Source organism: Kitasatospora sp. NPDC059327 (assembly GCF_042752535.1).
Taxonomy (GTDB): Bacteria; Actinomycetota; Actinomycetes; order Streptomycetales; family Streptomycetaceae; genus Kitasatospora.
Genome location: NZ_JBHYYB010000026.1, coordinates 85389 through 106581, shown reverse-complemented (window position 1 = coordinate 106581; position 21193 = coordinate 85389). Strand labels below are relative to the sequence as shown.

Genomic DNA, 21193 nt, shown 5'->3' with positions numbered 1-21193 from the left:
CCGGCGTCCAGGGGCCCCGCTGGGCCCCGGGGGGCCTGGCGGGGGTGCGCGGGTCCGGCCGGACCCGCGTCAGATCCGGTAGCCGGAGCCCGGCACGGTGACGATCACCGGCGGGTCGCCGAGCTTGCGGCGCAGCGTCATCACGGTGACGCGTACGACGTTGGTGAACGGGTCGGTGTGCTCGTCCCAGGCCTTCTCCAGGAGCTGCTCGGCGGAGACGACGGCACCGCCGGCCCGCATCAGCACCTCCAGTACGGCGAACTCCTTGGGAGCGAGCTGGACGGGCCGCCCGTCGCGGATCACCTCGCGGCGGCCGGGGTCGAGCGAGATGCCGGCGCGCTCCAGCACCGGCGGCAGCGGGACGGTGGCCCGGCGGCCCAGCGCCCTTACGCGGGCGACGAGTTCGCTGAAAGCGAACGGCTTGGGGAGGTAGTCGTCCGCGCCGATCTCCAGGCCCTCGACCCGGTCGCTGATGTCGCCGGAGGCGGTCAGCATGATCACCCGGGTGGCGAGGCCCTGCTCGACCACGCTGCGACAGACGTCGTCCCCGTGGACCAGGGGCAGGTCGCGGTCGAGAACGACCACGTCGTAGTCGTTGACCGCGATGCGCTGGAGCGCGGCCTCCCCGTCGTACACCACGTCGACGGCCATCGCCTCGCGGCGCAGGCCGGTAGCGACGGCCTCGGCGAGCAGCTGCTCGTCCTCGACGACGAGAACCCGCACGGTCGTTGTCCCTTCTCCAGGCCGGCCCCGGAAGCGGACGCACGGCTCCGACGGTGTCCCCATCCTGCCTGGTCGGGCGGTAAAGCAGCGATAAGCTGCCCCGGGGGCAGGGGCGTGCGCGGCCCGGTCGTCGCCGCCGACCACACGGCCTCCGTCGCGATTCGTGCCGGGAGCACTCCGCTTGGACTGTGACACAGGCAACTTTCTCGCCCGGACAGGTTTCCCCGTCCGGGGGCGGGGGAGGACAGGTTCACACCCGCGATCTGGCTAGTGGCCGATCGCACCCACCCGCCGTGCGTTCATCATCCGCGCCGGCCCTGGGGTTGGGGCGTCACCGGGAGCGGCCGAGGGCCGTCTCCGCGCCCGACCGGAGATCACGACCTACCGGATCGGACGCTTCCGCTGGCTACCACGACCCTCGGGCGGGGGACGCACGAACGTGCACGTCCGACACAGTAAGGGGGCCCGTATGGACGCCTTCACCGCCGGAATCCTGCAGCGCATCGCCAACGCCGAGCAGGACCTGCACCGCGCGATCGAGGCCGGGGACGAGTTCCTCGCCGAGGTGGAGCAGTCCGAGCTGGACGACCTGCGCCGACTCGCCGCCGAACACGGCGTCGACACGGTGCTGGAGCGCCACCGCACCGCTGCCTGATCCGCCCGACCTGCCCGACCCGAAGCCGGACTCCGGCACCAGCGACCCTGTGGGGGCCGTGCGAAACCTCAAGCCCTGGCATTCCCCGTGTGCCAGGGCTCTTCGCTGCCCGGCCGCGGGCGGCGGAAGACCGACGGTACGAGAGCGGCCGTGGACACCGGCGGGCCGGGTTCCGCCCGGGGCCCGGCCCGCCGGTGTCCTGCCGGCCGACAGGTCAATCGGCCCAGGCGCGCAGTCGGGCCAGCCGCTCCTGGAGCGGCTCGTAGACCCCGGGCGCGGCCGCGACGGTCAGCTCGCCGTCCGGGCCGTGCCCGGGGCGGCCGCCGACCAGGGCACCGGCCTCGGCCGCGATCAGACAGCCGGCCGCCAGGTCCCAGGGGGCCAGCCCGCGCTCGTAGTAGCCGTCCAGGCGTCCGGCCGCGACGTCGCAGAGGTCCACGGCGGCGGCCCCGCCCCGGCGGATGTCCCGGACCTCCGGCATCAGCGCGAGCAGCACCTCGGCCTGCCGGACCCGCCGCGACCGCACGTAGCCGAAGCCGGTGGCGATCAGCGCCTGCCCCCACGGCGGCGCCGGCCGGGCCGTCACCGGCCGGCCGTCCAGCTGGGCGCCGCGGCCCAGCACCGCCTGGAAGAGTTCGCCGCGCGCCGGGGCGTGGACCACGCCGACGACCGTCCGGCCGTCCAGCTCGGCCGCCACGCTGACGGCCCAGGAGGGCAGCCCGTACAGGTAGTTGACGGTGCCGTCGAGCGGGTCGACGACCCACCGGACCCCGCTGGTGCCGGGCCGCTCGGCGCCCTCCTCGCCGAGGTAGCCGTCGTCCGGCCGGCGGGTGCCGATCAGTTCCAGGACGAGCTTCTCGGAGGCGAGGTCCATCTCGGTGACCACGTCGACCGGGCTGCTCTTGGTCCCCGCCACGCCCAGATCGGCGGGCCGGTTGTCGCGCAGCAGCGCGCCGGCCCGGCGGGCGGCGTCCAGGGCGACGTCGAGCAGTTCGTCGAGCAGGGCATCGGGCGGGCCGTCGGGCAGGCCGGGGCTGGGCACGGGGTCTCCTCGGGTCGGGGTCAGCGCTCGGCGGCGGCCGGGCGGGGGGTGCGCGGGTTCGGGCAGCAGGCCACCGCGCACACGTCGTGGCTGGGGCCGAGCGCGCCCAGGGCGCAACGGGTCACCGGCAGGCCCCGCTCGGTGGCGGCCCGCTCCAGGACCAGCTCCCGCACGGCGGCGGTGAACCGGGGGTCGGCGCCGACGGTGGCCGCGCGGGCGACCGGCAGACCGAGCTCGGCGGCCTTGGCCACCGCCTCGGTGTCCAGGTCGTACTTGACCTCCATGTGATCGGAGACGAACCCGATCGGGACCATCACGACGGCGGGCGCGCCGGCCGCGTGCTGGGCCTCCAGGTGGTCGCAGATGTCGGGTTCCAGCCACGGGGTGTGCGGGGCGCCGCTGCGGCTCTGGAAGACCAGCTCCCAGGGCCGGTCCGCGACGCCGGTCCGCTCGGCGACGGCCGTCGCGATCAGCCGGGCGACGTCCAGGTGCTGGGCGACGTACGCACCGCCCGGCCGGCCGCGGGCCGGGTCGTCCGGGGCGCCGGAGCTCTGCGCCATGGTGTCCGGGACGGAGTGCGTGGTGAACGCCAGCCGGGCGCCGGCCCGGACGTCCTCGGGCAGCCGGGCCAGCGCGGCCAGCGTGGCGTCCGTCATCGGCCCGACGAAGCCCGGGTGGTTGTAGAAGTGCCGGAGCTTGTCGACCCGGAGTTCGGGCAGCCCCTCCTCGGCCAGCCGCGCCAGCGCGTCGGCGAGGTTCTCCCGGTACTGGCGGCAGCCCGAGTACCCGGCGTAGGCGCTGGTGGCGAGGACGGCGACGCGGCGGTGCCCGTCCGCGGCGAGCTCGCGCAGGGCGTCGGTCAGGTAGGGCGCCCAGTTGCGGTTGCCCCAGTAGACCGGGAGGTCCAGGCCGTGCTCGGCGAAGTCCTTGCGCAGGGCCGCCAGCAGCTCGCGGTTCTGCTCGTTGATCGGGCTCACGCCACCGAACATGAAGTAGTGCTTGCCCACCTCCTTGAGCCGCTCCTTGGGGATTCCGCGCCCCCTGGTCACGTTCTCCAGGAAGGGGACGACGTCCTCGGGGGCCTCGGGCCCACCGAAGGAGAGCAGCAACAGGGCGTCGTAGGGAGCGGCCCCGGACGGAGAGGGATTGCGCACATCGGGCATGGGACCGATCCTGCCATTGAGGGGCCGGGCCACGGCGCCGGGGCCGCACCGGTGTCCGGAAAATACTGTTTGCCAAGGTACGTAAGCTGTGTAGTCCAGCCTCGTTCCTTACCCCCGCGGAGCTCCCGTGCTGTCCAGCTACCGCCAGATATTCGCCGCCCCCGGCAGTCTGGCCTTTTCCACCACCGGCTTCGTCGCCCGGCTGCCGATCTCCATGACCGGGATCGGCATCGTGACCATGCTCTCCCAGCTGAGAGGGTCCTACGGGGTGGCGGGCCTGGTCTCGGCGACGCTGGCGGTGTCCGCCGCCGTGCTCGGGCCCCAGGTCTCCCGGCTGGTGGACCGGCACGGACAGCGCCGGATCGTGCTGCCGGCCACCGCGATCACCGTGGTGGCCGCCGTCGGGCTGCTGCTCTGCGCCCGGGTGGGGGCGCCGGACTGGACGCTCTTCCTCTTCGCGGCCGGCATGGGCGTGATGCCGAGCACCGGCGCGATGGTCCGAGCCCGCTGGGCCCACCTCTACCGGAACGACGCGCCCAAGCTGCACACCGCGTACTCCTTCGAGGCCGTGGTCGACGAGATCTGCTTCATCGTGGGCCCGATCCTCTCCATCGGCCTGGCCACCGCCGTCTTCCCGGAGGCCGGCGTCCTGCTCGCCGGGCTCTTCCTCACGGTGGGCGTGCTGCTGTTCGCCGGGCAGCGCTCCACCGAGCCCCCCGTCCACCCGGCCGCCCGGCACGCCGGCAGCTCGGTGATCCTCAACCGCGGCCTCCAGGTGCTGATCCTGACCTTCGTCGCCACCGGAGCGATCTTCGGCTCGGTGGAGGTCGTCACCGTCGCCTACTCCGAGGCCCAGGGCCACAAGGCCGTCGCCAGCGTGATCCTGGCTCTGTGGGCCCTCGGCTCCTGTCTGGCCGGCGTGGTGTTCGGCACCCTCCGGCTCAAGGGCTCGATGTCCGGCCGGTTCTTCGGCGGCGTCCTGTTCATGGCCGTCAGCATGGTGCCGCTGCTGCTGGTCGCCGAGTCGGTGGGGGGCCTGGGCGGGCTGGTCGCGGTCGGCGCGGCCCTGCTGGTCGCCGGTATCGCCATCTCCCCCACCCTGATCACCGCGATGGCCCTGGTCGAGCGGCTCGTCCCGGCCGCCCAGCTGACCGAGGGCATGACCTGGACCACCACCGGACTGGCCCTCGGTGTCGCCCTCGGCTCCTCGGCCGGAGGCTGGGTGGTGGACGCCTCCGGCGCCGCCGCCGGATACTGGGTGCCGGTGACCGCCGGGGTGTTCGGTGTGCTGACCGCCCTGGTCGGCCTGCGGCGCCTCGGCGCGGGCCTGGCCGCCGCCGCGAAGGCGCAGCCGGCCGCCCACCCCGTAGACCTCGAACGGTGAACTGACTACTCTCCTCCCTACTCGCGGGGCCTACCCGCGGGTAGGGACACCGGGGCGGCCGCTACGCCCCGGGATCGCGCCGGACACCGTTCGGCCACGGAGCAGGAGGCACCGCATGCCCCAGGCCAGTACCGCACCCCGGACCCGCTGGACCAACTGGGCCGGCAACCAGGCAGCCCACCCCGCCAAGGTGGTCACGCCCGGCACGGCGGAGGAACTGGCCAAGGAGATCACCCGGGCCGCCGGGCAGGGGCACACCGTCAAGGCGGTCGGCTCCGGCCACTCCTTCACCGCGATCGCCTCGGCCGAGGGCGGCGTCCTGGTCCGCCCGTACGCGATGACCGCCGTCCGCGGCATCGACCGCGAGGCCGGAACGGTCACCGTCGAGGCGGGCCTCCCGCTCGCCCGGCTCAACCTCCTGCTGGCCGCCGCCGGGCTCGCGCTCACCAACATGGGCGACATCGAGGTGCAGACCGTCGCCGGCGCGACCAGTACCGGCACCCACGGCACCGGCCGGGACTCGGGCTCGCTCGCCGCCCAGATCCGGGCCCTGGAGATCGTCCTCGCCGACGGCAGCGTCCGGCACTGCTCCCCCACCGAGGACCCCCGGCTCTTCCACGGCGCCCGGCTCGGCCTCGGCGCCCTCGGCGTGATCACCGCGGTGACCCTCGCCGTCGAACCGGCCTTCCTGCTCACCGCCCACGAGCAGCCGATGCGCTTCGACGAGGTGCTCGACCGGCTCGACGAGCTCACCGCGGTGAACGAGCACTTCGAGTTCTACTGGTTCCCGCACACCGACCGCTGCTCCACCAAGCGCAACAACCGCAGCCAGGGACCGGCCGCCCCGCTGCCCCGGTTCAAGGGCTGGCTGGAGGACGACTTCCTCTCCAACACGGTCTGGGAGGGCGCCTGCCGGGTCGGCCGGCGCTTCCCCCGCAGCGTCCCGACCATCGCCTCGCTGGCCAGCCGCGCCTGGTCGGACCGCAGCTACACCGACACCGCCCACAAGGTGTTCACCAGCCCGCGCAAGGTCCGCTTCATCGAGATGGAGTACGCGGTTCCGCGCGAGGCGCTCGGCGAGGTGCTGCGCGAGCTCAGGGCCCTGATCGAACGCTCCGACTGGCGGATCAGCTTCCCGGTCGAGGTCCGGTTCGCCCCCGCCGACGACCTCTGGCTCTCCACCGCGAACGGCCGGGACACCGCCTACATCGCCGTCCACCTCTACCGGGGCACCGCCGAGCAGGGCTACTTCACCGAGGTGGAGAAGCTGATGACCGCCCACCGGGGCCGCCCGCACTGGGGCAAGCTGCACACCCGCGACGCCGGCTACCTCGCCGAGGTCTACCCGCACTTCGCCGACTTCACCGCGCTGCGCGACGAGGTCGACCCGCGGCGCGTCTTCGGCAACGACTATCTGCGGCGGGTGCTGGGCGCCTGACCGGCGACGCCCCCCCGGGCGACCGGGGGGCGTCGCACGCGAGGCCCTACCGGCCGTCGGCCGAACCGGTCGGGGCGGCGACCGGCGGCGAGGCCCCGGCCGGCGCGCCGCTCGGGGCGGGGGGCTGCGGGGCCGTCGTCCCGGCCGGCTTCGAGGTCGGCGCGGCCGGCGTGGACGGCGCGCCGGACGCACCGCCGGACGGCTCCGCGGACGGCGTCCCGCTCGGGCCCGCCGAGGGCGAGGCCTTGCCACCGCCGCCCGCGTCCGGACTCCCGCTCGGGACGGCCGGCTCCGAGGCCGCGCCGCCGCTGCCCGCCGACGGCGAGGGCGAAGCGCCGCCCGCGCCCTGCGACGGAAGGCCCGACGGTCCGGTCGAGGGTCCGGTCGAGGGCTCACCCGCGGGCGGGGCCGGCGGCTTGGGGGCGACCGTGCCGCCCAACGAGGTGCCGCTGCCCGACTCCCCCTTCACCGTGGCCGACACCGGCTGCCCGGTCGCCAGCTCGAAGGCGAGTATCGGCGCCATCGCCAGCACGAAGACCAGCGCGGACATCGCCGCGTACGACTTCCAGGTCCACCGCCGACGCGCCCGGACCACCCGCGGCTCGTTCCAGTCGGCGGAGACCGCCACCGGGGCCGGCGGGGCGGAATCCGGCACCTGGCGCAGTCCGTTCACCACCGGCCCGGGACCGGTGCGGTCCACCGCCCCGCGCAGCTGCTCACCGGTGCGCCGGAAGATGTGCTGGAACACCGCGCCGCCGGTGGTCGCGCCGACACTCACCACCGCCGCACCCAGAATGGTTCCGTAGACGCCGAGTTCGGAGGCGAGCAGCGCCCCCGCCACGGTGGCCAGCGCACTCGCCACGACCTGAGCCACACTCAGATCAATTCGCCTGCGACCTTCCTTGCCGCCCTCCTCGGCGGGCTTCTGCTCCGGCATCGACATCCCTCGGTCAGTACGACTGGTCTTCGAACAAGTCACTCCATCTTGCCCAAAGAAGGACACAAGGGTCGAAAATGCGGTTCTGTGCGGGAGATATATGTGAAGATGATCACCGTGCATCGGCCGGTCGTCGGCCATTGGGGGTGCGCGCTCTTGAGATTCCCGTGAATCGCGGGAGACTTGAGCGGCGAGCCGCCCCTTTGGATGCCACGAATGGAGTACTGTTCGTAAAGCCTGAGCCTTGGGTCGACTTGTCGACTGCCTATCAAGCGGCAGATTGACAAAGAGCCACGGCGCGGGCACGCACGGCGACGTCCGTCCCGGATCGTCGCGTCACTGCTCGTGCGAGGACGGCCGGGACACCCAGGCGCGACGTCGACGGATGACGTGGCAAAAAGGCAACCGTGCCACAGCGGTGTGACCGGGCGTAAGCCCGACACGCCGGGGAACTCAGCAAGGTTGTGGCCAGTCGCGAGCGGGCAGGCCACACTCAGTACGGGAGCAGCGACGCAGGTGACGTCGGCAGGCACCACCCGGGAGGTAACCGTGCCCGAACTGCGGGTTGTGGCCGTCAGCAACGACGGCACACGGCTGGTGCTCAAGGCCGCCGACAGCACGGAGTACACCCTCCCCATCGACGAGCGGCTGCGCGCCGCCATCCGTGGTGACCGTCCGCGCCTCGGCCAGATCGAGATCGAGGTCGAGAGCCACCTCCGCCCCCGGGACATCCAGGCGCGGATACGAGCCGGTGCCTCCGCCGAGGAGGTCGCGCAGGCGGCCGGCATCTCCGTCGACCGGGTCCGCCGCTTCGAGGGGCCGGTGCTCGCGGAGCGCGCCTTCATGGCCGAGCGGGCCCGCAAGACCGCGATCCGCCGCCACGGCGAGTCCTCCGGACCGCAGTTGGGCGAGGCGGTCGCCGAGCGGCTCGCGCTGCGCGGCGCCGAGAAGGACACCGAGCGCTGGGACTCCTGGCGGCGCGACGACGGCACCTGGGAGGTCATCCTCTCCTACCGGGCCGACGGCGAGGGCCGCAGCGCGTCCTGGACGTACGACCCGCCGCGCCGCCTGGTCCAGCCGAACGACGACGAGGCCCGTGCGCTGATCGGCGAGAACGTCGAGCGCGAGGAGGAGTCGGTCTTCCCGTTCATCCCGCGGATCGCCCGGCTCCCCCAGGAGCGGCCGCCGCGCCCGATGATCGACCGGCCCTCGGCCGACCGCATCATGTCCTCCCGCGAGGTGCGGGAGTCCCGTGAGGCCACCGCCGAGTCGCGCGACTCGCTGACCAGCCTGCTCGACGTCGTCCCCGCCTTCCGGGGGGACCTCGCGGTCGGCCCCGCCCCGATCGAACCGGCGCTGCCCACCGAGGTCGCCGAGGAGACGGAGGAGCCTGCCGCCGCCGCGCCCGCGGTCGGCGCCGGCTCGGCGTACGCGGACATCCTGATGCCGCGCGCCGTCGCCCCGCACCGGGAGCGGCTGGTCGGTACGACCGACCGGCAGGCCGAGGCGGACGGTGTCCGGCCCGGGCGGCGGGCCACCGTGCCCAGCTGGGACGAGATCGTCTTCGGCAGCCGGCGCAAGAAGCAGGAGTAGGCCCGGCGGCGTTCGCGCCGCAGGGTGTCGAAGGAGGGGTGGGCGGCCGGTTCGGCCGCCCACCCCTTCCTCGTTGCTCGCCATTCGTCGTTGCTGGGCCGCCCGGGATCAGCCCGGCTGTCCGGTGACCGCCACCGGGCGGCTCTCGTCGCTCGACCACTCGCTCCACGAGCCCGGGTACAGCGCGGCCGGCAGCCCGGCCACCGCCAGTGCGAGGATCTGGTGGGCCGCCGTCACTCCCGAACCGCAGTACACCGCCGTCTCCCGCTCGCCCGCGCCCAGCGCGCGGAACCGCTCGGCCAGTTCGGCGACCGGCCGGAACCGGCCGTCCGGGCCGACGTTCTCGGTGGTCGGCGCGGACAGCGCCCCTGGAACGTGCCCGGCCCGCGGGTCGATCGGCTCGGTCTCACCGCGGTAGCGCTCCCCCGCCCGCGCGTCCAGCAGCAGGCCGGTCCGGGCCAACGCGGCCGCGCCGTCCCCGTCGACGGTCGGCAACTGCCCGGGTACCGGCTTGAAGTCGCCCGGCTCCGGCGCGTCGACCTCGGTGGTCACCGGCAGCCCGGCCGCCTGCCACGCGGCGAACCCGCCGTCCAGCACCCGCACGTCCGGGTGGCCGGCCCAGCGCAGCAGCCACCAGGCACGGGCGGCGGCCAGCGAGGTCGCACCGTCGTACACCACCACCGGGCGGTCGGCCCGGACCCCGAGCGCGCGCAGCGCGGCACCGAACTCCTCGGGGTCGGGCAACGGGTGCCGGCCGCCGCGGCCGGGCGGCCCGGCCGGAGCGGCGAGGTCGGTGTCCAGCGCGACGAAGTGCGCGCCGGGCAGATGACCCGCCGTGTAGTCCTCGATGCCCGGCGGGCCGCCGAGCTGCCAGCGCACGTCGAGCAGCACCGGTGGGCGCGCCGAGGCGAGCGCCTCCCCCAGGCCGGCCACCGAAACCAGCGGGGAGTCATCGTGAGAGGTCGTCATGGCGGTCATTCTCGCGCAGCACCACCAACTCGACGCTCTTTGTGCGGTCTTTGCCGGACTTTCCGCGCGGCCCGAGGGTACGACGCGCGCCCGGGTGGAACCATCACCTTCACGTGCGCAGCTCCGTGCGCCGACCGCCCCGTGAGGAGGCCCGCATGCCCGCGGTGACACTCCGGCTGGCCCAGGGCACGCCGTGCTGGGTCAGCCTGATGACCGACGACCTGGCCGGCGCCCGCGCGTTCTACGGCGAGCTGCTCGACTGGTCGTACACCCCCGGCCCCACCCAACTGGGCGCCTACGTACGGGCCGAGTCCGGCGGCGCGCCGGTGGCCGGCCTCGGCGTCGCCGCGGTGCCCGGCTTCCCGGTGCAGTGGACCACCTACTTCGCGGTGGACAGCGCCGACCGGACCACCCAACTGGTGCGCGAGTGCGGCGGAACGGTGGCGGTCGGACCGCTCCAGGCCGAGCGGGCCGGCCGGCTGGCGATCGCGGCCGACGTCTCCGGCGCGGTCTTCGGCCTCTGGCAGGGCGAGGAGCACCTCGGCCACGAGGCCGGGCCGGAGCCCGGCGGACCGGCCTGGGCCGAACTGCTCACCCCGGACGAGGAGGGCGCCGCGGTCTTCTACGGCGCGGTGCTCGGGCGGCCGGTGGCACCCGTAGGCGCCGGGTCCGCGCTGCTGGTGGGCGGCCGGCCGGTGGCGGGCATCCGGCGCGGCGCCGAGTTGCGCGGCCACCCGCCGCGCTGGCGGGTCCACTTCGCCGTCCAGGACGTCGAACTGACGGCCCGTCGCGCGGTCGCGCTGGGCGGCCGGGTGCTGGTGGAGCCGCACGACAGCGGGCGCGGCCCGGTGGCGCGGCTGGCGGACCCGCAGGGCGGGCACTTCTCGGTGCTGCGGGCGGGTCTCCGGTAGGAGCGGTCAGGCCTGTTGTTCCTCGAAGGGCAGCACGTCCGGGGAGAGCACCGAGACGCGGGCGGTGGCGGCGGTCAGCCGACGACGGTGGTGACGGCGGCAGAGCACCTCGTACCCGACCTCGTCCTCGCGCACCGAGATGTCACCGATCACGACCTGGGCACCCTCGACCACCATCACGCCGCCCACCGTCCGGGCGTTGTGGGTGGCCCGCGCGCCGCACCAGCAGAGGGCCTCGACCTGCAGGACCTCGACCCGGTCGGCCAGCTCGATCAGCCGCTGGGAGCCGGGGAACAGCCGGGTGCGGAAGTCGGTGGTGATGCCGAAGGTGAAGACGTCGATGCCGAGCTCGTCCACCACCCGGGCCAGCTGGTCGACCTGCTCGGCGGCGAAGAACTGGGCCTCGTCACAGATCAGGTAGTCCACCCGGCCGCCGGCCGAGAGCCGGTGCACGACGTGGGCGTGGAAGTCGAAGTCGTCCGTCACCTCGACCGCCTCGGTCCGCAGGCCGAGCCGGCTGGAGACGGTGGCCGCGCCGGCCCGGTCGTTGCGGGTGAGGATGATCCCCTGCCGGCCGCGGGCGGCGTGGTTGTGGTCCATCTGGAGCGCGAGCGTCGACTTCCCGCAGTCCATCGTGCCCGAGAAGAACACCAGTTCAGCCATGGGTGGTGCAAAGGCCTTTCACATCGGGGAGGTTCACGCGCGGACTTCGAGCAGGGGCACGAACTGCTCGACCGGGGTCATCGAGCCGTGCAGCCCGATCATCGCGGACTCGCCCGGCTCGTTGCGGGAGGCGATCACGGCGATGTCGTCCCGCGCCGCGGCGACCACGTCGCCGATCCGCTGATAGACCCGCTCGTCCACCGAGGGGCCGAACCAACCGGCGGCGATCGCCTCGTCCCGGGTGGCGACCCACATCCGGTCGCCCAGGACCTCGCTCCAGACCGTGTACACGTCGGCGGCCGCGCCGGGCACCGCGTACACGTGCCGGGCCCGGCCCTCGCCGCCGAGCAGGGCGACGCCCGCGCCGAGCTCCCAGTCCTCGTCGAAGTCGATCCGGTCCTCCGGAGCGATGTCGATCATGCCGTGGTCGGCGGTGACGTACATCGCCGAGCGCGGCGGCAACTGCTCGGCCAGGCGCCGGGCGAGGCGGTCCACCGCGTCCAGCGTCATCCGCCAGTCGTCGGAGTCCACCCCGAACCGGTGTCCCGCGCCGTCCAGCTCGCTCACGTAGGTGTAGACCAGGGCACGGTCGTGCTCGGCCAGCCAGCGGGCGGCCTGGTCCATCCGCTCCTCACCGGTGGTGCGGCCGAGGAAGCTGCCGCCGGAGAGCGCCACCCGGGTCAGCGGGGTCTGGGCGAACAGCGGCGAGGAGACCTGGGCGGTCGCCACCCCGGCGGCATGCGTCCGCTCGAACACCGTCGGGTACGGCTGCCAGGTGCCCGGGTCGACCGGCGGCTGCCAGCGCAGCTGGTTCATCAGGTGGCCGGCGCCCGGCACCGCCACCGTGTAACCGGCCAGACCGTGCAGGCCGGGCGGGGTGCCGGTGCCCACCGAGGCCAGTGAGGTGGCGGTGGTGGAGGGGAAACCGGCGGTCAGCGGACGGCCGGTGCCACCGAGCGAGCTGCCGGTCAGCGAGGAGAGGAAGGGCGCGTACTCGGGGTGGCGCAGCAGCAGCTCCCAGCCGAGTCCGTCGACCAGGAACACCACCACCCGGTCGGCCGGTGCGAGCGGCAGCGTGGCGGTGAAGCCGGATACGCCGAGCCCGGCCGCCACCGAGGGCAGCAGATCACAGAGCGAACCCCCGCCGTACAGGGGCGCCGGGGCGGTGGCGGGGGCGAGGATCTCGAAGGCGTCATGGCCGTCGGGTGCGAAGAACATCGTGGTGAGGCTGGCTTCCTGGCTTCCGGTGCGTCCGCTCAGACCCGCGGGGCGTTGCTGATCGTGGCGTCGGAGAGGGCGCGGGCGAACACCAGGGCCTGGGCGACCGTCTCCGGGCCGTCACCCGCCTCACTGACCCGCAGTGACAGGTCGTCAGCGGTGGCCGAGCCGGTGTAGCCGTGATCGGCCTCGCAGTTCGGGTCCGAACAGCCGGCCGGCTCCAGGTCCAGGCGCTGCACCGCACCCCAGCCGATCGTGAGCACGACCTCGCGCGGCAGCGTGCCGGGGGTGTAGGTCTCCGGGTTGGCGACCATCCGGCTCACCACGACCGAGCCGATCCGGTCGAGCCGGACGCTCTCGGTGGACGTGGTCGCGTAGGGCACCGCGGGGCCGGCCTCGCCGCCGGACTGCTCGTCGGTGTGGCTCACCACGAAGCGGGTCGGGGTCAGCACCAGCACCGTGACGTGCCGGCGCACCTCGTTGGCGTCGAAGGTGGTCTCCTGGTGCACCAGGTAGGAGCTGATCGGCTCGGGACCCACCGCGGACTCGACCGCCTCGGACACCAGGGCCGGGTAGTAACCGCTGCGCTCGATCGCCGAGCGCAGGTCCTGAGTGGTGGTGGTACCGGTCTTCGCCATAACTCCATCCTGGCATGGTCCGCCGACGAAGCGGGCGGCGCGGCGCCGAGCTTCCGGACAACAGCGCCCCCGGGCAGGGCGCAACCAAGGAAGGTTACAGCGTGCTCATCGCGCGCGGGCCCAGATCGCTGCGGACGGGCAGGGGCGCGATCCGTACCCGCGCCCCCAGGATCGCCAGTCCGTGCGGGGCGACGACCACGGGTTCGAGGTCCACCGAGGCGACCTCCGGCAGGTCGTCGACCAGCCGCGACACCCTCAGCAGCAGCTCCTCCAGCGCGGCGGTGTCCACCGCCTCGGCACCCCGCCAGCCGAACAGCAACGGCGCCGCCCGGACCTCGCGAATCAGTCCGGCGACATCCTGGTCGGTGGCGGGAACCAGACGGTGGGCGACGTCACCCAGCAGTTCCGCCGGGGCGCCGGCCAGACCGAAGGAGAGGATCGCGCCCACCGCCGGGTCGACGGTGGCACCGATCACGGTGTCGACGCCGCGCGGGGCCAGCCGCTGCACGACCAGCTCGGCCTGGGCGGCTCCGCCGAGCAGCGCGTCCAGCTCCTGGTGCGCACGGCGCAGCCCCGGTTCACCGGTCAGGTCGAGTCGGACGCTGCCGAGGTCGGGGCGGTGCCGCAGGTGCGGGGCGGTCGCCTTGAGCGCCACCGGGTAGCCGAGCGTCGCGGCGGCGCGGACGGCGGACTCCTCGTCGGGCGCGGGCAGGGTCGGGGAGACGTCGATGCCGTAGCGGGCGAGCAGGGCGGTGGTGTCGGCCTCCGGCAGCGTGATCCGCGCACCGCCGGGCTGGGTGCGGGCGGCGATCGCGGTGCGGGTGCTGAGCGCGGCCTCGACCAGGCCGCGGGCGCCGCCCTCGTCGACCCGGTCCAGCTCCGGCACCCGGGCGGTCTCCTCGGCCTCGGCCGTCCGGCGGCGCCACTGGGCGTAGTGGACGGCGTGCGCGAGGGCCCGGACGGCCCGCTCCGGCGCGGGGTAGGCGGGGATGCCCCCCGGGCGCAGCCTGGTCGGCAGATCGGTCAACGCCAGGTGGGCGAGCATCAGCGGCTTGCCCAACTCCCCGGCGCGTCGGCCCGCTTCGAGCAGGGCGGCGGCGATCTCGGGGTCGTCGGAGCCCATCTCCGGGTCGTCCGGGCCGGTCAACCGGCCCCCCATGAAGGCGTGCGCCGAGGTGCCGATGGGCGGGATCGCGACCGCGATCACCGCGTCCACGGCCGGGTCGTCGAGTGCCACGTCCAGGGCGATCCGGAAGTTCTCGCCGGTGGCGGCGGTGGTGAGGTCGACGGGGGTGCGGGGGCGCAGGCCGGCGCTGAGGCAGGCGTCGTGGGTGAGCAGGCCGAGCGAGTCGGAGTTGCCGACCACGGCGATCCGGTCGCCCGGCGGCAGCGGCTGGAGGGCGAGCAGCTCCCCGGTGTCGTACAGCTCGGTGATGGTCTCCACTCTGGTGACACCGGCCTGCTCGAACAGGGCGTCGACGGTGGCGTCGCGCAGCCCGCTGGCGGTGACCGGGACGGCGTGGCCGGGCGGCAGGCTGCCGGTGTGGCGGGCGCCCTTGACCACCACGATCGGCTTGACGGCGGCGAGCCGGCGGGCGATCCGGGTGAACTTGCGGGGGTTGCCGAAGGACTCCAGGTAGAGCAGCACCACGTCGGTGTCCGGGTCCTCCGCCCAGTACTGGAGGAAGTCGTTGCCCGAGACGTCGGAACGGTTGCCGACCGACGCGAAGGAGGAGACACCGAGGCCGCGGCGGTGGGCGGCCTCCAGCAGGGCGACACCGATCGCGCCGGACTGGCAGAAGATGCCGAAGCCGCCGCGGCGCGGCAGCACGGGGGCGAGCGAGGCGTTCAGCGGGAGTTCCGGGTCGGTGTTGATCAGGCCGAAGGCGTTCGGGCCGATCACCCGCATGCCGGCCGCGCGGGCCTGGCGGACCAGCGCGCGCTGGCGGTCGCGGCCCTCCGGGCCGGTCTCGGCGTACCCGGCGGTGACCACCACCAGTCCCTGCACGCCGTGCGCGCCGCAGTCGGCCACCGCGGCGGGGACGGCTGCCGCCGGGACGGCGATCACCGCGAGGTCCACCGGGCCGGGGATCTCCAGGACCGAGCGGTGCACCGGGACGCCGTCCAGCTCGGTCCCGGGCGGGGCGTTGCGGTTCACCGCGTAGACCCGGCGGTCGTCCCCGTGGGGCAGTCCGCCGAGCAGGTCGCGCAGGATCGCCCGGCCGACGGTCTGCGGATGGCGGGAGACGCCGAGCACCGCGACCGAGCGCGGGGTGAGCAGCCGCTGGACGGAGCGCGCCTCGGCGCGGTGCTCGCGCGCCCGCATCACGGCGAGCGAGGCGGCGGTCGGCTCCAGGTCGAACTCCAGGTGGACCACGCCGTCCGCGAAGCTGCGGTGCTGGGTGTAGCCGGCGTCGGTGAAGACCTTCACCATCTTGCGGTTCTCCGGCAGCACCTCGGCCTGGAAGCGGCGGATGCCGCGCTCCTGGGCCACCGCGGCGATGTGCTCCAGCAGGGCGGAGGCGACCCCGCGGCCCTGGTGGGCGTCCTGCACCAGGAACGCCACCTCGGCGTCGGTCCCGGTCTCGCAGGGGCGGCCGTCGGCGTCGATCCGGTCGTAGCGGACGGTGGCGATGAAGTGGTCGCGGACCACCACGGCCAGGCCGACCCGGTTCACGAAGTCGTGGTGGGTGAAGCGGCGGACGTCCTTGTCGGAGAGCCGCGGGTAGGGCGCGAAGAAGCGGAAGTACTTGGACTGCTCCGAGACCTGCTCGTAGAACTCGACCAGCCGGCCGGCGTCGGCGGGCGTGATCGGCCGGATCCGGGCCGTGCCGCCGTCACGCAGCAGGATGTCGGCCTCCCAGTGCTGCGGGTAGTCCGCGTCCTGGTCCTGCCGACGCTGCGGAGCCGGCCGGTTCTGCGGGTCCTGCTCGGGGTGCGGTGCCGCGGAGTCGTCCACATTCGTCAGGTTATCCGGCGGCGAGCCGAATGGCGCCGGACGTGTCCTCACGGCAGGGTGGACACGGCCACTGGCCGGGGGTTATGCCCCCGAAAGAAACAATCACAAGTCCCGAACGCGGCGGCTCGAAGGGGTTGCCTGCGTGCAACACTGGTCTAGACAACATGGTCGTACCCCCCTACGCGGCCATGACCAGCTTCACCGGAAAGGCACGTCTCATGGCTGAGCGCCGCGTCACCATCGGTTGGGCCGAGGGCCTGCACGCCCGTCCCGCCTCCGTCTTCGTCCGGGCGGTCACGGCCACCGGCGTGCCGATCACCATCGCCAAGCCCGGCGGCAACCCGATCAACGCCGCCTCCATGCTCGGACTGCTCGGCCTCGGCGCCCAGGGCGGCGAAGAGGTCATCCTCGCCTCCGACGCCGAGGGCGCCGACGAGGCCCTGGACCGCCTCGCCAAGCTGGTCCAGGAGGGCCTCGACGAGCTCCCCGCCGCCGCCTGAGCGACGTCCACGCGAAGGGGGGCACCGCCACACGGCGGTGCCCCCCTTCCGCATGACCGGGGCGTTCCGGAGTCGGCGCGTCAGCCCTTGACGCAGACGACCTGCTTCAGGTGGGCCACGACCTCGACGAGGTCCCGCTGCTGGGCGATGACCTTCTCGATCGGCTTGTACGCGCCCGGGATCTCGTCCACCACGCCGCTGTCCTTGCGGCACTCCACGCCCTTGGTCTGCTCGACCAGGTCCTGCGTGGTGAACCGCTTCTTCGCGGCGTTGCGGCTCATCTTCCGGCCGGCGCCGTGCGAGGCCGAGTTGAACGCCGCCTCGTTGCCGAGACCGCGGACGATGTACGAACCGGTGCCCATCGAACCCGGGATGATGCCGAAGTCACCGGAGCCGGCCCTGATCGCGCCCTTGCGGGTCACCAACAGGTCGACACCGTCGTACCGCTCCTCCGCCACGTAGTTGTGGTGGCAGCTGATGACCTGGTCGAATCCGACCTTCGCCTTGGGGAATTCACGGCGGACGACGTCCTGGAAGAGCGCCATCATCACCGCGCGGTTCTTCTTGGCGTACTCCTGCGCCCAGAAGAGGTCCTCGCGGTAGGCGGCCATCTGCGGGGTGTCGGCGATGAAGACGGCGAGGTCGTGGTCGACCAGCCCCTGGTTGTGCGGCAGGGAGCGCGCGACACCCATGTGGTGCTCCGCGAGCTCCTTGCCGATGTTGCGGGAACCGGAGTGCAGCATCAGCCACACCGCTCCGGTGCTATCGACACACAATTCGATGAAGTGATTTCCTCCGCCGAGCGTCGCCATCTGCTGCATGGCCCGCTCGCGCCGCCACTTGACCTCGTGGGCCACCCCGTCGAAGCGCTGCCAGAAGTCGTCCCAGCCCGCCGTGGCGAAGCCGTGCAGCTTGGTCGGGTCGACCGGGTCGGTGTGCAGGCCGCGGCCGACCGGGATGGCCTGCTCGATCTTGGAGCGCAGCCGCGAGAGGTCGTCGGGCAGGTCCTTGGCGGTGAGCGAGGTCTTGACCGCGCTCATCCCGCAGCCGATGTCGACGCCCACCGCCGCCGGGCAGACGGCGCCCTTCATGGCGATCACGGAGCCGACCGTGGCGCCCTTGCCCAGGTGGACGTCGGGCATCACGGCGAGGCCGTGCAGCCAGGGCAGCGAGCTGATGTTGCGCAGCTGCTGCATGGCCTGTCCCTCGACGGCGGCCGGGTCGGTCCACATCCGGATCGGAACGCGGATACCGGGTACCTCGGTGTACGACATGGTGGTACGACCTCCAAAGATCGGCTGAATCAAGCCTGGGTGGGGTGCCGCGCGAAGAGTCCCGGTGCGGCTCGGGGAAGTCCTGGGGTGGGGCTCAGACGCCCTGGGCACAGAGGGAGGACGGCCTCGGGGAGCGTCGTATGGTTCGCTCGACCCGCATGGTGACCGCCTCCTCTCGTACGTGTGTGCCGTGTGCCGGGGAACATCTACCCACGCAGCGTCCGGGGCCCGCAAGGGAATTAACACGACAGGGCCCGGCGGAGCGCAGTGCTCCACCGGGCCCTGTCCGTCGCGGGTGTCAGGCGGTGACCACGGTGACCTCGCCGATGCCCAGCTCGCGCACCGGGTCGGCGATGGTGGCGGCGTCGCCGACCAGGACGATGACCAGGCGGTCCGAGGGGAAGGCCGCGACGACGGCCTCCGTGGCGGCAGCCGTCGGCAGCTCGGCGAGCTTGCGGTAGACCTCGGCCTGGTAGTCGTCCGGCAGGTCCTGCTCGACCTGGTCGGCCAGGGTGCCGGCGACCGAGCCCGCGGTCTCGTACTTGAGCGGGGCCACGCCGACCAGGAACTGCACGGCCTCGTCGCGCTCGGCGTCGGTGAGGCCCTCGGCGGCGAGGGTGCGCAGGATGGTCCAGGTGTCGGCGAGCGCCGGGGCGGTGGACGCGGTGTCCACCGACCCGCTGATCGCGATCAGCGCGCGGCCGGAGCCGTCGGCCGCGGAGCGCAGCGGCTGGGCGAAGGCCCGGACGCCGTAGGTGTAGCCCTTCTCCTCGCGCAGGACGCGGTCCAGGCGGGAGGTGAGGGTACCGCCGAGGCAGTAGGTGCCGAGGATCTGGGCGGCCCAGGCCGGGTCGTGGCGGTCCGGGCCGATCCGGCCGATCAGCAGCTGGGTCTGGACCGAGCCGGGCCGGTCGACGATCACCACGCGGCCGGTGTCGTCGGCGGTGACCGGAGCGTGGACGGTGGGCGCGGCGGTGGTGCCGGTCCAGACGCCGAGGGTGGACTCCAGGAGCGCGGGCAGGTCGATGCCGGTGAGGTCGCCGACCACCACGACGGTGGTCGTCGCGGGGCGGACGTGGGCGTCGTAGAAGGCCTTGACGGCGGCCCGGTCGATCGACTTGACCGTCTCGGGGGTGCCGCCGCGGGGGCGGGAGAGGCGGTCGGCGCCGTCGAAGAGCTCGGCGTAGAGGGCCTTGGCGGCGCGGCGGGCCGGGTTGGCCTGCTCGTGGACGAGCTCGTCGAGCCGGTTGGCGACCAGGCGCTCGATCTCGTCCTCGGGCAGCGCGGGCGCGCGCAGCGCGTCGGCGAGCAGGGCGAGGCCGCGCGGGAGCCGGGAGGCGGGCACCTCCAGGGAGACCCGGAGGCCGGGGTGGTCGGCGTGCGCGTCGAGGGTGGCGCCGGCGCGCTCCAGCTCGGCGGCGAACTCCTCGGCGGTGAGGGTGTCGGTGCCCTCGTTGAACGCGCGGGCGAGGATGTTGGCGATGCCGTCCAGGCCCTCGGGCTCGGCGGCGAGCGGCACGTCGAGCTGGACCTCGACGGCGACGAGCTGCTGGCCGGGGCGGTGGCAGTGCAGGACGGTGATGCCGTTGCCGAGGGCGGCGCGCTCGGGGGCGGGGAACGCCCACGGGGTGGCGGTGCCGGGCTCGGGCTGGGGGTGGAACGTCATGGCGGGGACGTAGTCGGTGCTCATGCGGCAGCGCCCTCCTCTTCGGTGGCGTCGGTGGCGGTCTCGTCGGCATCGGTGTCGTCGGCGGTGGTGGGCTCGTAGACCAGGACGGCCCGGTTCCGCGGGTGCAGTCGGGCCTGGGCGACGGCCTGCACCTCCTCGGCGGTGACGTCGAGCACCTTGGACAGCGCGCTGCCCAGCAGCTTCGGGTCCCCGAACAGGACGGCGTAGCGGCAGAGTTCGTCGGCGCGGCCGGAGACGGTGGTGAGCCGGTCGAGCCACTCGCGCTCGATCTGGGCCTGGGCGCGCTCCAGTTCGGCGGCGGTGGGACCCTCGGCGGCGAACCGGGCGAGCTCCTCGTCGACGGCGGCGTCGATCTGCTCGATGGTGGCGTCGCCGGAGGTCTTGACGTCGAGCCAGCCGAGGCTGGGGGCGCCGGAGAGGCGGAGCAGGCCGAAGCCGGCGGCGACGGCGGTGCGGTCGCGGCGGACGAGGCGGTTGTAGAGGCGGCTGGACTCGCCGCTGCCGAGGATGGTGAGGGCCAGGTCGGCGGCGTCGGCCTCGCGGGTGCCGTCGTGCGGGAGGCGGTAGGCGGCCATCAGGGCGCGGGACGGGACGTCCTCGCGGATGTGCTCGCGGACCTCCCGGCCGAAGGTGTCGGGCAGGGTGCCGTCGCGCGGGGGCTGCTTGCCGTCGTGGCCGGGGATGGAGCCGAAGTACTTCTCGACCCAGGCGATGGTCTGCTCGGGGTCGATGTCGCCGACCACGGAGAGCACGGCGTTGTTCGGCGCGTAGTAGGTGCTGAAGAACGCCCGGGCGTCCGCCAGGGTGGCGGCGTCGAGGTCGGCCATGGAGCCGATCGGGGTGTGGTGGTACGGGTGGCCGTCGGGGAAGGAGAGCGCGGTGAGCTTCTCGAAGGCGGTGCCGTAGGGGACGTTGTCGTAGCGCTGGCGGCGCTCGTTCTTGACGACGTCGCGCTGGTTCTCCATGGACGTCTCGTCCAGGGCGGCGAGCAGCGAGCCCATCCGGTCGGCCTCCAGCCAGAGGGCGAGCTCCAGCTGGTGGGCGGGCATGGTCTCGAAGTAGTTGGTGCGCTCGAAGCTGGTGGTGCCGTTGAGCGAGCCGCCGGCACCCTGGACGAGCTCGAAGTGGCCGTTGTTCGAGACGTTGGCCGAGCCCTGGAACATGAGGTGCTCGAACAGGTGGGCCAGACCGGTGCGGCCCTTCACCTCGTGGCGGGAGCCCACGTCGTACCAGAGGCAGACGGCGGCGACCGGGGTGAGGTGGTCCTCGGAGAGGACGACGCGCAGGCCGTTGGCCAGGCGGTGCTCGGTGATGGCGATGGCAGCGCCAGTTCCTCCGGTGGAGGCGGATGCGGGGGCCGGGTTGGCCATGCGCTCGGGTCCTTCCCGTCGTCGATGTCGGGGGTTCATGTGGCGTCCCCCATTGTGGTGCAACGC

18 protein-coding genes are annotated in these 21193 nt (G+C 73.6%); 6 read left to right on the top strand and 12 right to left on the bottom strand.

Going from position 1 to position 21193, the window contains the following annotated elements; genetic code table 11:
• Positions 1–69: 69 nt before the first annotated feature.
• Entirely contained in the window at positions 70–723 is a 654-nt protein-coding gene (locus tag ACFXHB_RS18275; RefSeq protein ID WP_355364871.1) for a response regulator transcription factor, read from the bottom strand.
• A gap of 469 nt (positions 724–1192) precedes the next feature.
• Between ACFXHB_RS18275 and ACFXHB_RS18270 the strand changes: the two genes are divergently transcribed.
• Positions 1193–1378, top strand: coding sequence for a hypothetical protein (locus ACFXHB_RS18270; RefSeq protein ID WP_030301315.1), 186 nt, complete (start codon positions 1193–1195; stop codon positions 1376–1378).
• A 214-nt stretch (positions 1379–1592) separates the two neighbouring features.
• Here the strand turns inward: ACFXHB_RS18270 and ACFXHB_RS18265 are convergent, their stop codons facing one another.
• Entirely contained in the window at positions 1593–2420 is an 828-nt protein-coding gene (locus ACFXHB_RS18265; protein ID WP_380575360.1) for an inositol monophosphatase family protein, read from the bottom strand.
• 20 nt (positions 2421–2440) lie between these two features.
• Complete coding sequence (locus ACFXHB_RS18260; protein ID WP_380575359.1) at positions 2441–3583, bottom strand: ferrochelatase; 1143 nt, start codon at positions 3581–3583, stop codon at positions 2441–2443.
• A 127-nt stretch (positions 3584–3710) separates the two neighbouring features.
• Here ACFXHB_RS18260 and ACFXHB_RS18255 point away from each other — a divergent pair, with 127 nt between their 5' ends.
• Both ACFXHB_RS18255 and ACFXHB_RS18250 read left to right on the top strand, forming a co-directional pair.
• Entirely contained in the window at positions 3711–4967 is a 1257-nt protein-coding gene (locus ACFXHB_RS18255; protein ID WP_380575357.1) for an MFS transporter, read from the top strand.
• 115 nt (positions 4968–5082) lie between these two features.
• Positions 5083–6405, top strand: coding sequence for a D-arabinono-1,4-lactone oxidase (locus ACFXHB_RS18250; protein ID WP_380575355.1), 1323 nt, complete (start codon positions 5083–5085; stop codon positions 6403–6405).
• A gap of 46 nt (positions 6406–6451) precedes the next feature.
• Here the strand turns inward: ACFXHB_RS18250 and ACFXHB_RS18245 are convergent, their stop codons facing one another.
• On the bottom strand, positions 6452–7342 hold the full coding sequence (locus ACFXHB_RS18245) for a hypothetical protein (RefSeq protein ID WP_380575354.1): 891 nt from the start codon (positions 7340–7342) through the stop codon (positions 6452–6454).
• Positions 7343–7858: 516 nt separating this feature from the next.
• Between ACFXHB_RS18245 and sepH the strand changes: the two genes are divergently transcribed.
• Positions 7859–8935 carry a septation protein SepH gene (gene sepH / locus ACFXHB_RS18240; protein WP_380575353.1) on the top strand — a complete coding sequence of 359 codons (1077 nt, stop codon included), beginning with the start codon at positions 7859–7861 and terminating at the stop codon, positions 8933–8935.
• A gap of 108 nt (positions 8936–9043) precedes the next feature.
• On the opposite strand, the gene ACFXHB_RS18235 is transcribed toward sepH, so the two are convergent.
• Positions 9044–9904 carry a sulfurtransferase gene (locus tag ACFXHB_RS18235; RefSeq protein WP_380575352.1) on the bottom strand — a complete coding sequence of 287 codons (861 nt, stop codon included), beginning with the start codon at positions 9902–9904 and terminating at the stop codon, positions 9044–9046.
• Positions 9905–10059: 155 nt separating this feature from the next.
• On the opposite strand from ACFXHB_RS18235, the gene ACFXHB_RS18230 reads away from it, so the two are divergent.
• Positions 10060–10815, top strand: coding sequence for a VOC family protein (locus ACFXHB_RS18230; protein WP_380575350.1), 756 nt, complete (start codon positions 10060–10062; stop codon positions 10813–10815).
• A gap of 6 nt (positions 10816–10821) precedes the next feature.
• Here ACFXHB_RS18230 and ACFXHB_RS18225 read toward each other — a convergent pair whose 3' ends face one another.
• The 4 genes from ACFXHB_RS18225 to ACFXHB_RS18210 all read right to left on the bottom strand — a co-directional run bounded on the left by ACFXHB_RS18225 (position 10822) and on the right by ACFXHB_RS18210 (position 16293).
• Entirely contained in the window at positions 10822–11478 is a 657-nt protein-coding gene (locus ACFXHB_RS18225) for a thymidine kinase (RefSeq protein ID WP_360630170.1), read from the bottom strand.
• A 33-nt stretch (positions 11479–11511) separates the two neighbouring features.
• The gene (locus ACFXHB_RS18220; RefSeq protein ID WP_380575348.1) at positions 11512–12696 is read right to left on the bottom strand and encodes an alkaline phosphatase family protein; all 1185 of its coding nucleotides are present in this window, start codon (positions 12694–12696) and stop codon (positions 11512–11514) included.
• A 38-nt stretch (positions 12697–12734) separates the two neighbouring features.
• Positions 12735–13334: a DUF5998 family protein gene (locus ACFXHB_RS18215; RefSeq protein ID WP_380575346.1), complete on the bottom strand. Its 600-nt coding sequence runs from the start codon at positions 13332–13334 to the stop codon at positions 12735–12737.
• A gap of 94 nt (positions 13335–13428) precedes the next feature.
• A complete protein-coding gene (locus ACFXHB_RS18210; RefSeq protein ID WP_380575345.1) occupies positions 13429–16293 on the bottom strand; it encodes a GNAT family N-acetyltransferase in 2865 nt (954 codons plus the stop codon).
• A gap of 218 nt (positions 16294–16511) precedes the next feature.
• Here ACFXHB_RS18210 and ACFXHB_RS18205 point away from each other — a divergent pair, with 218 nt between their 5' ends.
• On the top strand, positions 16512–16793 hold the full coding sequence (locus ACFXHB_RS18205; RefSeq protein ID WP_380575344.1) for an HPr family phosphocarrier protein: 282 nt from the start codon (positions 16512–16514) through the stop codon (positions 16791–16793).
• Positions 16794–16873: 80 nt separating this feature from the next.
• Here the strand turns inward: ACFXHB_RS18205 and ACFXHB_RS18200 are convergent, their stop codons facing one another.
• From ACFXHB_RS18200 to ACFXHB_RS18190, 3 genes are all read right to left on the bottom strand, one after another.
• Positions 16874–18067 (bottom strand): RtcB family protein, encoded by a 1194-nt coding sequence (locus ACFXHB_RS18200; RefSeq protein WP_380575342.1) that lies wholly within the window; start codon positions 18065–18067, stop codon positions 16874–16876.
• Between the two features lie 298 nt (positions 18068–18365).
• Complete coding sequence (locus ACFXHB_RS18195) at positions 18366–19757, bottom strand: M16 family metallopeptidase (protein WP_380575340.1); 1392 nt, start codon at positions 19755–19757, stop codon at positions 18366–18368.
• Positions 19754–21127: a M16 family metallopeptidase gene (locus ACFXHB_RS18190; RefSeq protein WP_380575338.1), complete on the bottom strand. Its 1374-nt coding sequence runs from the start codon at positions 21125–21127 to the stop codon at positions 19754–19756. Before ACFXHB_RS18190 ends, ACFXHB_RS18195 begins: the two co-directional genes overlap by 4 nt.
• Positions 21128–21193 lie beyond the last annotated feature (66 nt).

Excerpts from the sequence above, each read along its gene's own strand:
- ACFXHB_RS18270 (WP_030301315.1), top strand. The coding sequence starts at position 1,193 with ATGGACGCCTTCACCGCCGGAATCCTGCAGCGCATCGCCAACGCCGAG.
- ACFXHB_RS18260 (WP_380575359.1), bottom strand. The coding sequence starts at position 3,583 with ATGCCCGATGTGCGCAATCCCTCTCCGTCCGGGGCCGCTCCCTACGAC.
- ACFXHB_RS18250 (WP_380575355.1), top strand. The coding sequence starts at position 5,083 with ATGCCCCAGGCCAGTACCGCACCCCGGACCCGCTGGACCAACTGGGCC.
- ACFXHB_RS18245 (WP_380575354.1), bottom strand. The coding sequence starts at position 7,342 with ATGCCGGAGCAGAAGCCCGCCGAGGAGGGCGGCAAGGAAGGTCGCAGG.
- ACFXHB_RS18235 (WP_380575352.1), bottom strand. The coding sequence starts at position 9,904 with ATGACGACCTCTCACGATGACTCCCCGCTGGTTTCGGTGGCCGGCCTG.
- ACFXHB_RS18230 (WP_380575350.1), top strand. The coding sequence starts at position 10,060 with ATGCCCGCGGTGACACTCCGGCTGGCCCAGGGCACGCCGTGCTGGGTC.
- ACFXHB_RS18225 (WP_360630170.1), bottom strand. The coding sequence starts at position 11,478 with ATGGCTGAACTGGTGTTCTTCTCGGGCACGATGGACTGCGGGAAGTCG.
- ACFXHB_RS18220 (WP_380575348.1), bottom strand. The coding sequence starts at position 12,696 with ATGTTCTTCGCACCCGACGGCCATGACGCCTTCGAGATCCTCGCCCCC.
- ACFXHB_RS18215 (WP_380575346.1), bottom strand. The coding sequence starts at position 13,334 with ATGGCGAAGACCGGTACCACCACCACTCAGGACCTGCGCTCGGCGATC.
- ACFXHB_RS18205 (WP_380575344.1), top strand. The coding sequence starts at position 16,512 with ATGGCTGAGCGCCGCGTCACCATCGGTTGGGCCGAGGGCCTGCACGCC.
- ACFXHB_RS18200 (WP_380575342.1), bottom strand. The coding sequence starts at position 18,067 with ATGTCGTACACCGAGGTACCCGGTATCCGCGTTCCGATCCGGATGTGG.
- ACFXHB_RS18195 (WP_380575340.1), bottom strand. The coding sequence starts at position 19,757 with ATGAGCACCGACTACGTCCCCGCCATGACGTTCCACCCCCAGCCCGAG.
- ACFXHB_RS18190 (WP_380575338.1), bottom strand. The coding sequence starts at position 21,127 with ATGGCCAACCCGGCCCCCGCATCCGCCTCCACCGGAGGAACTGGCGCT.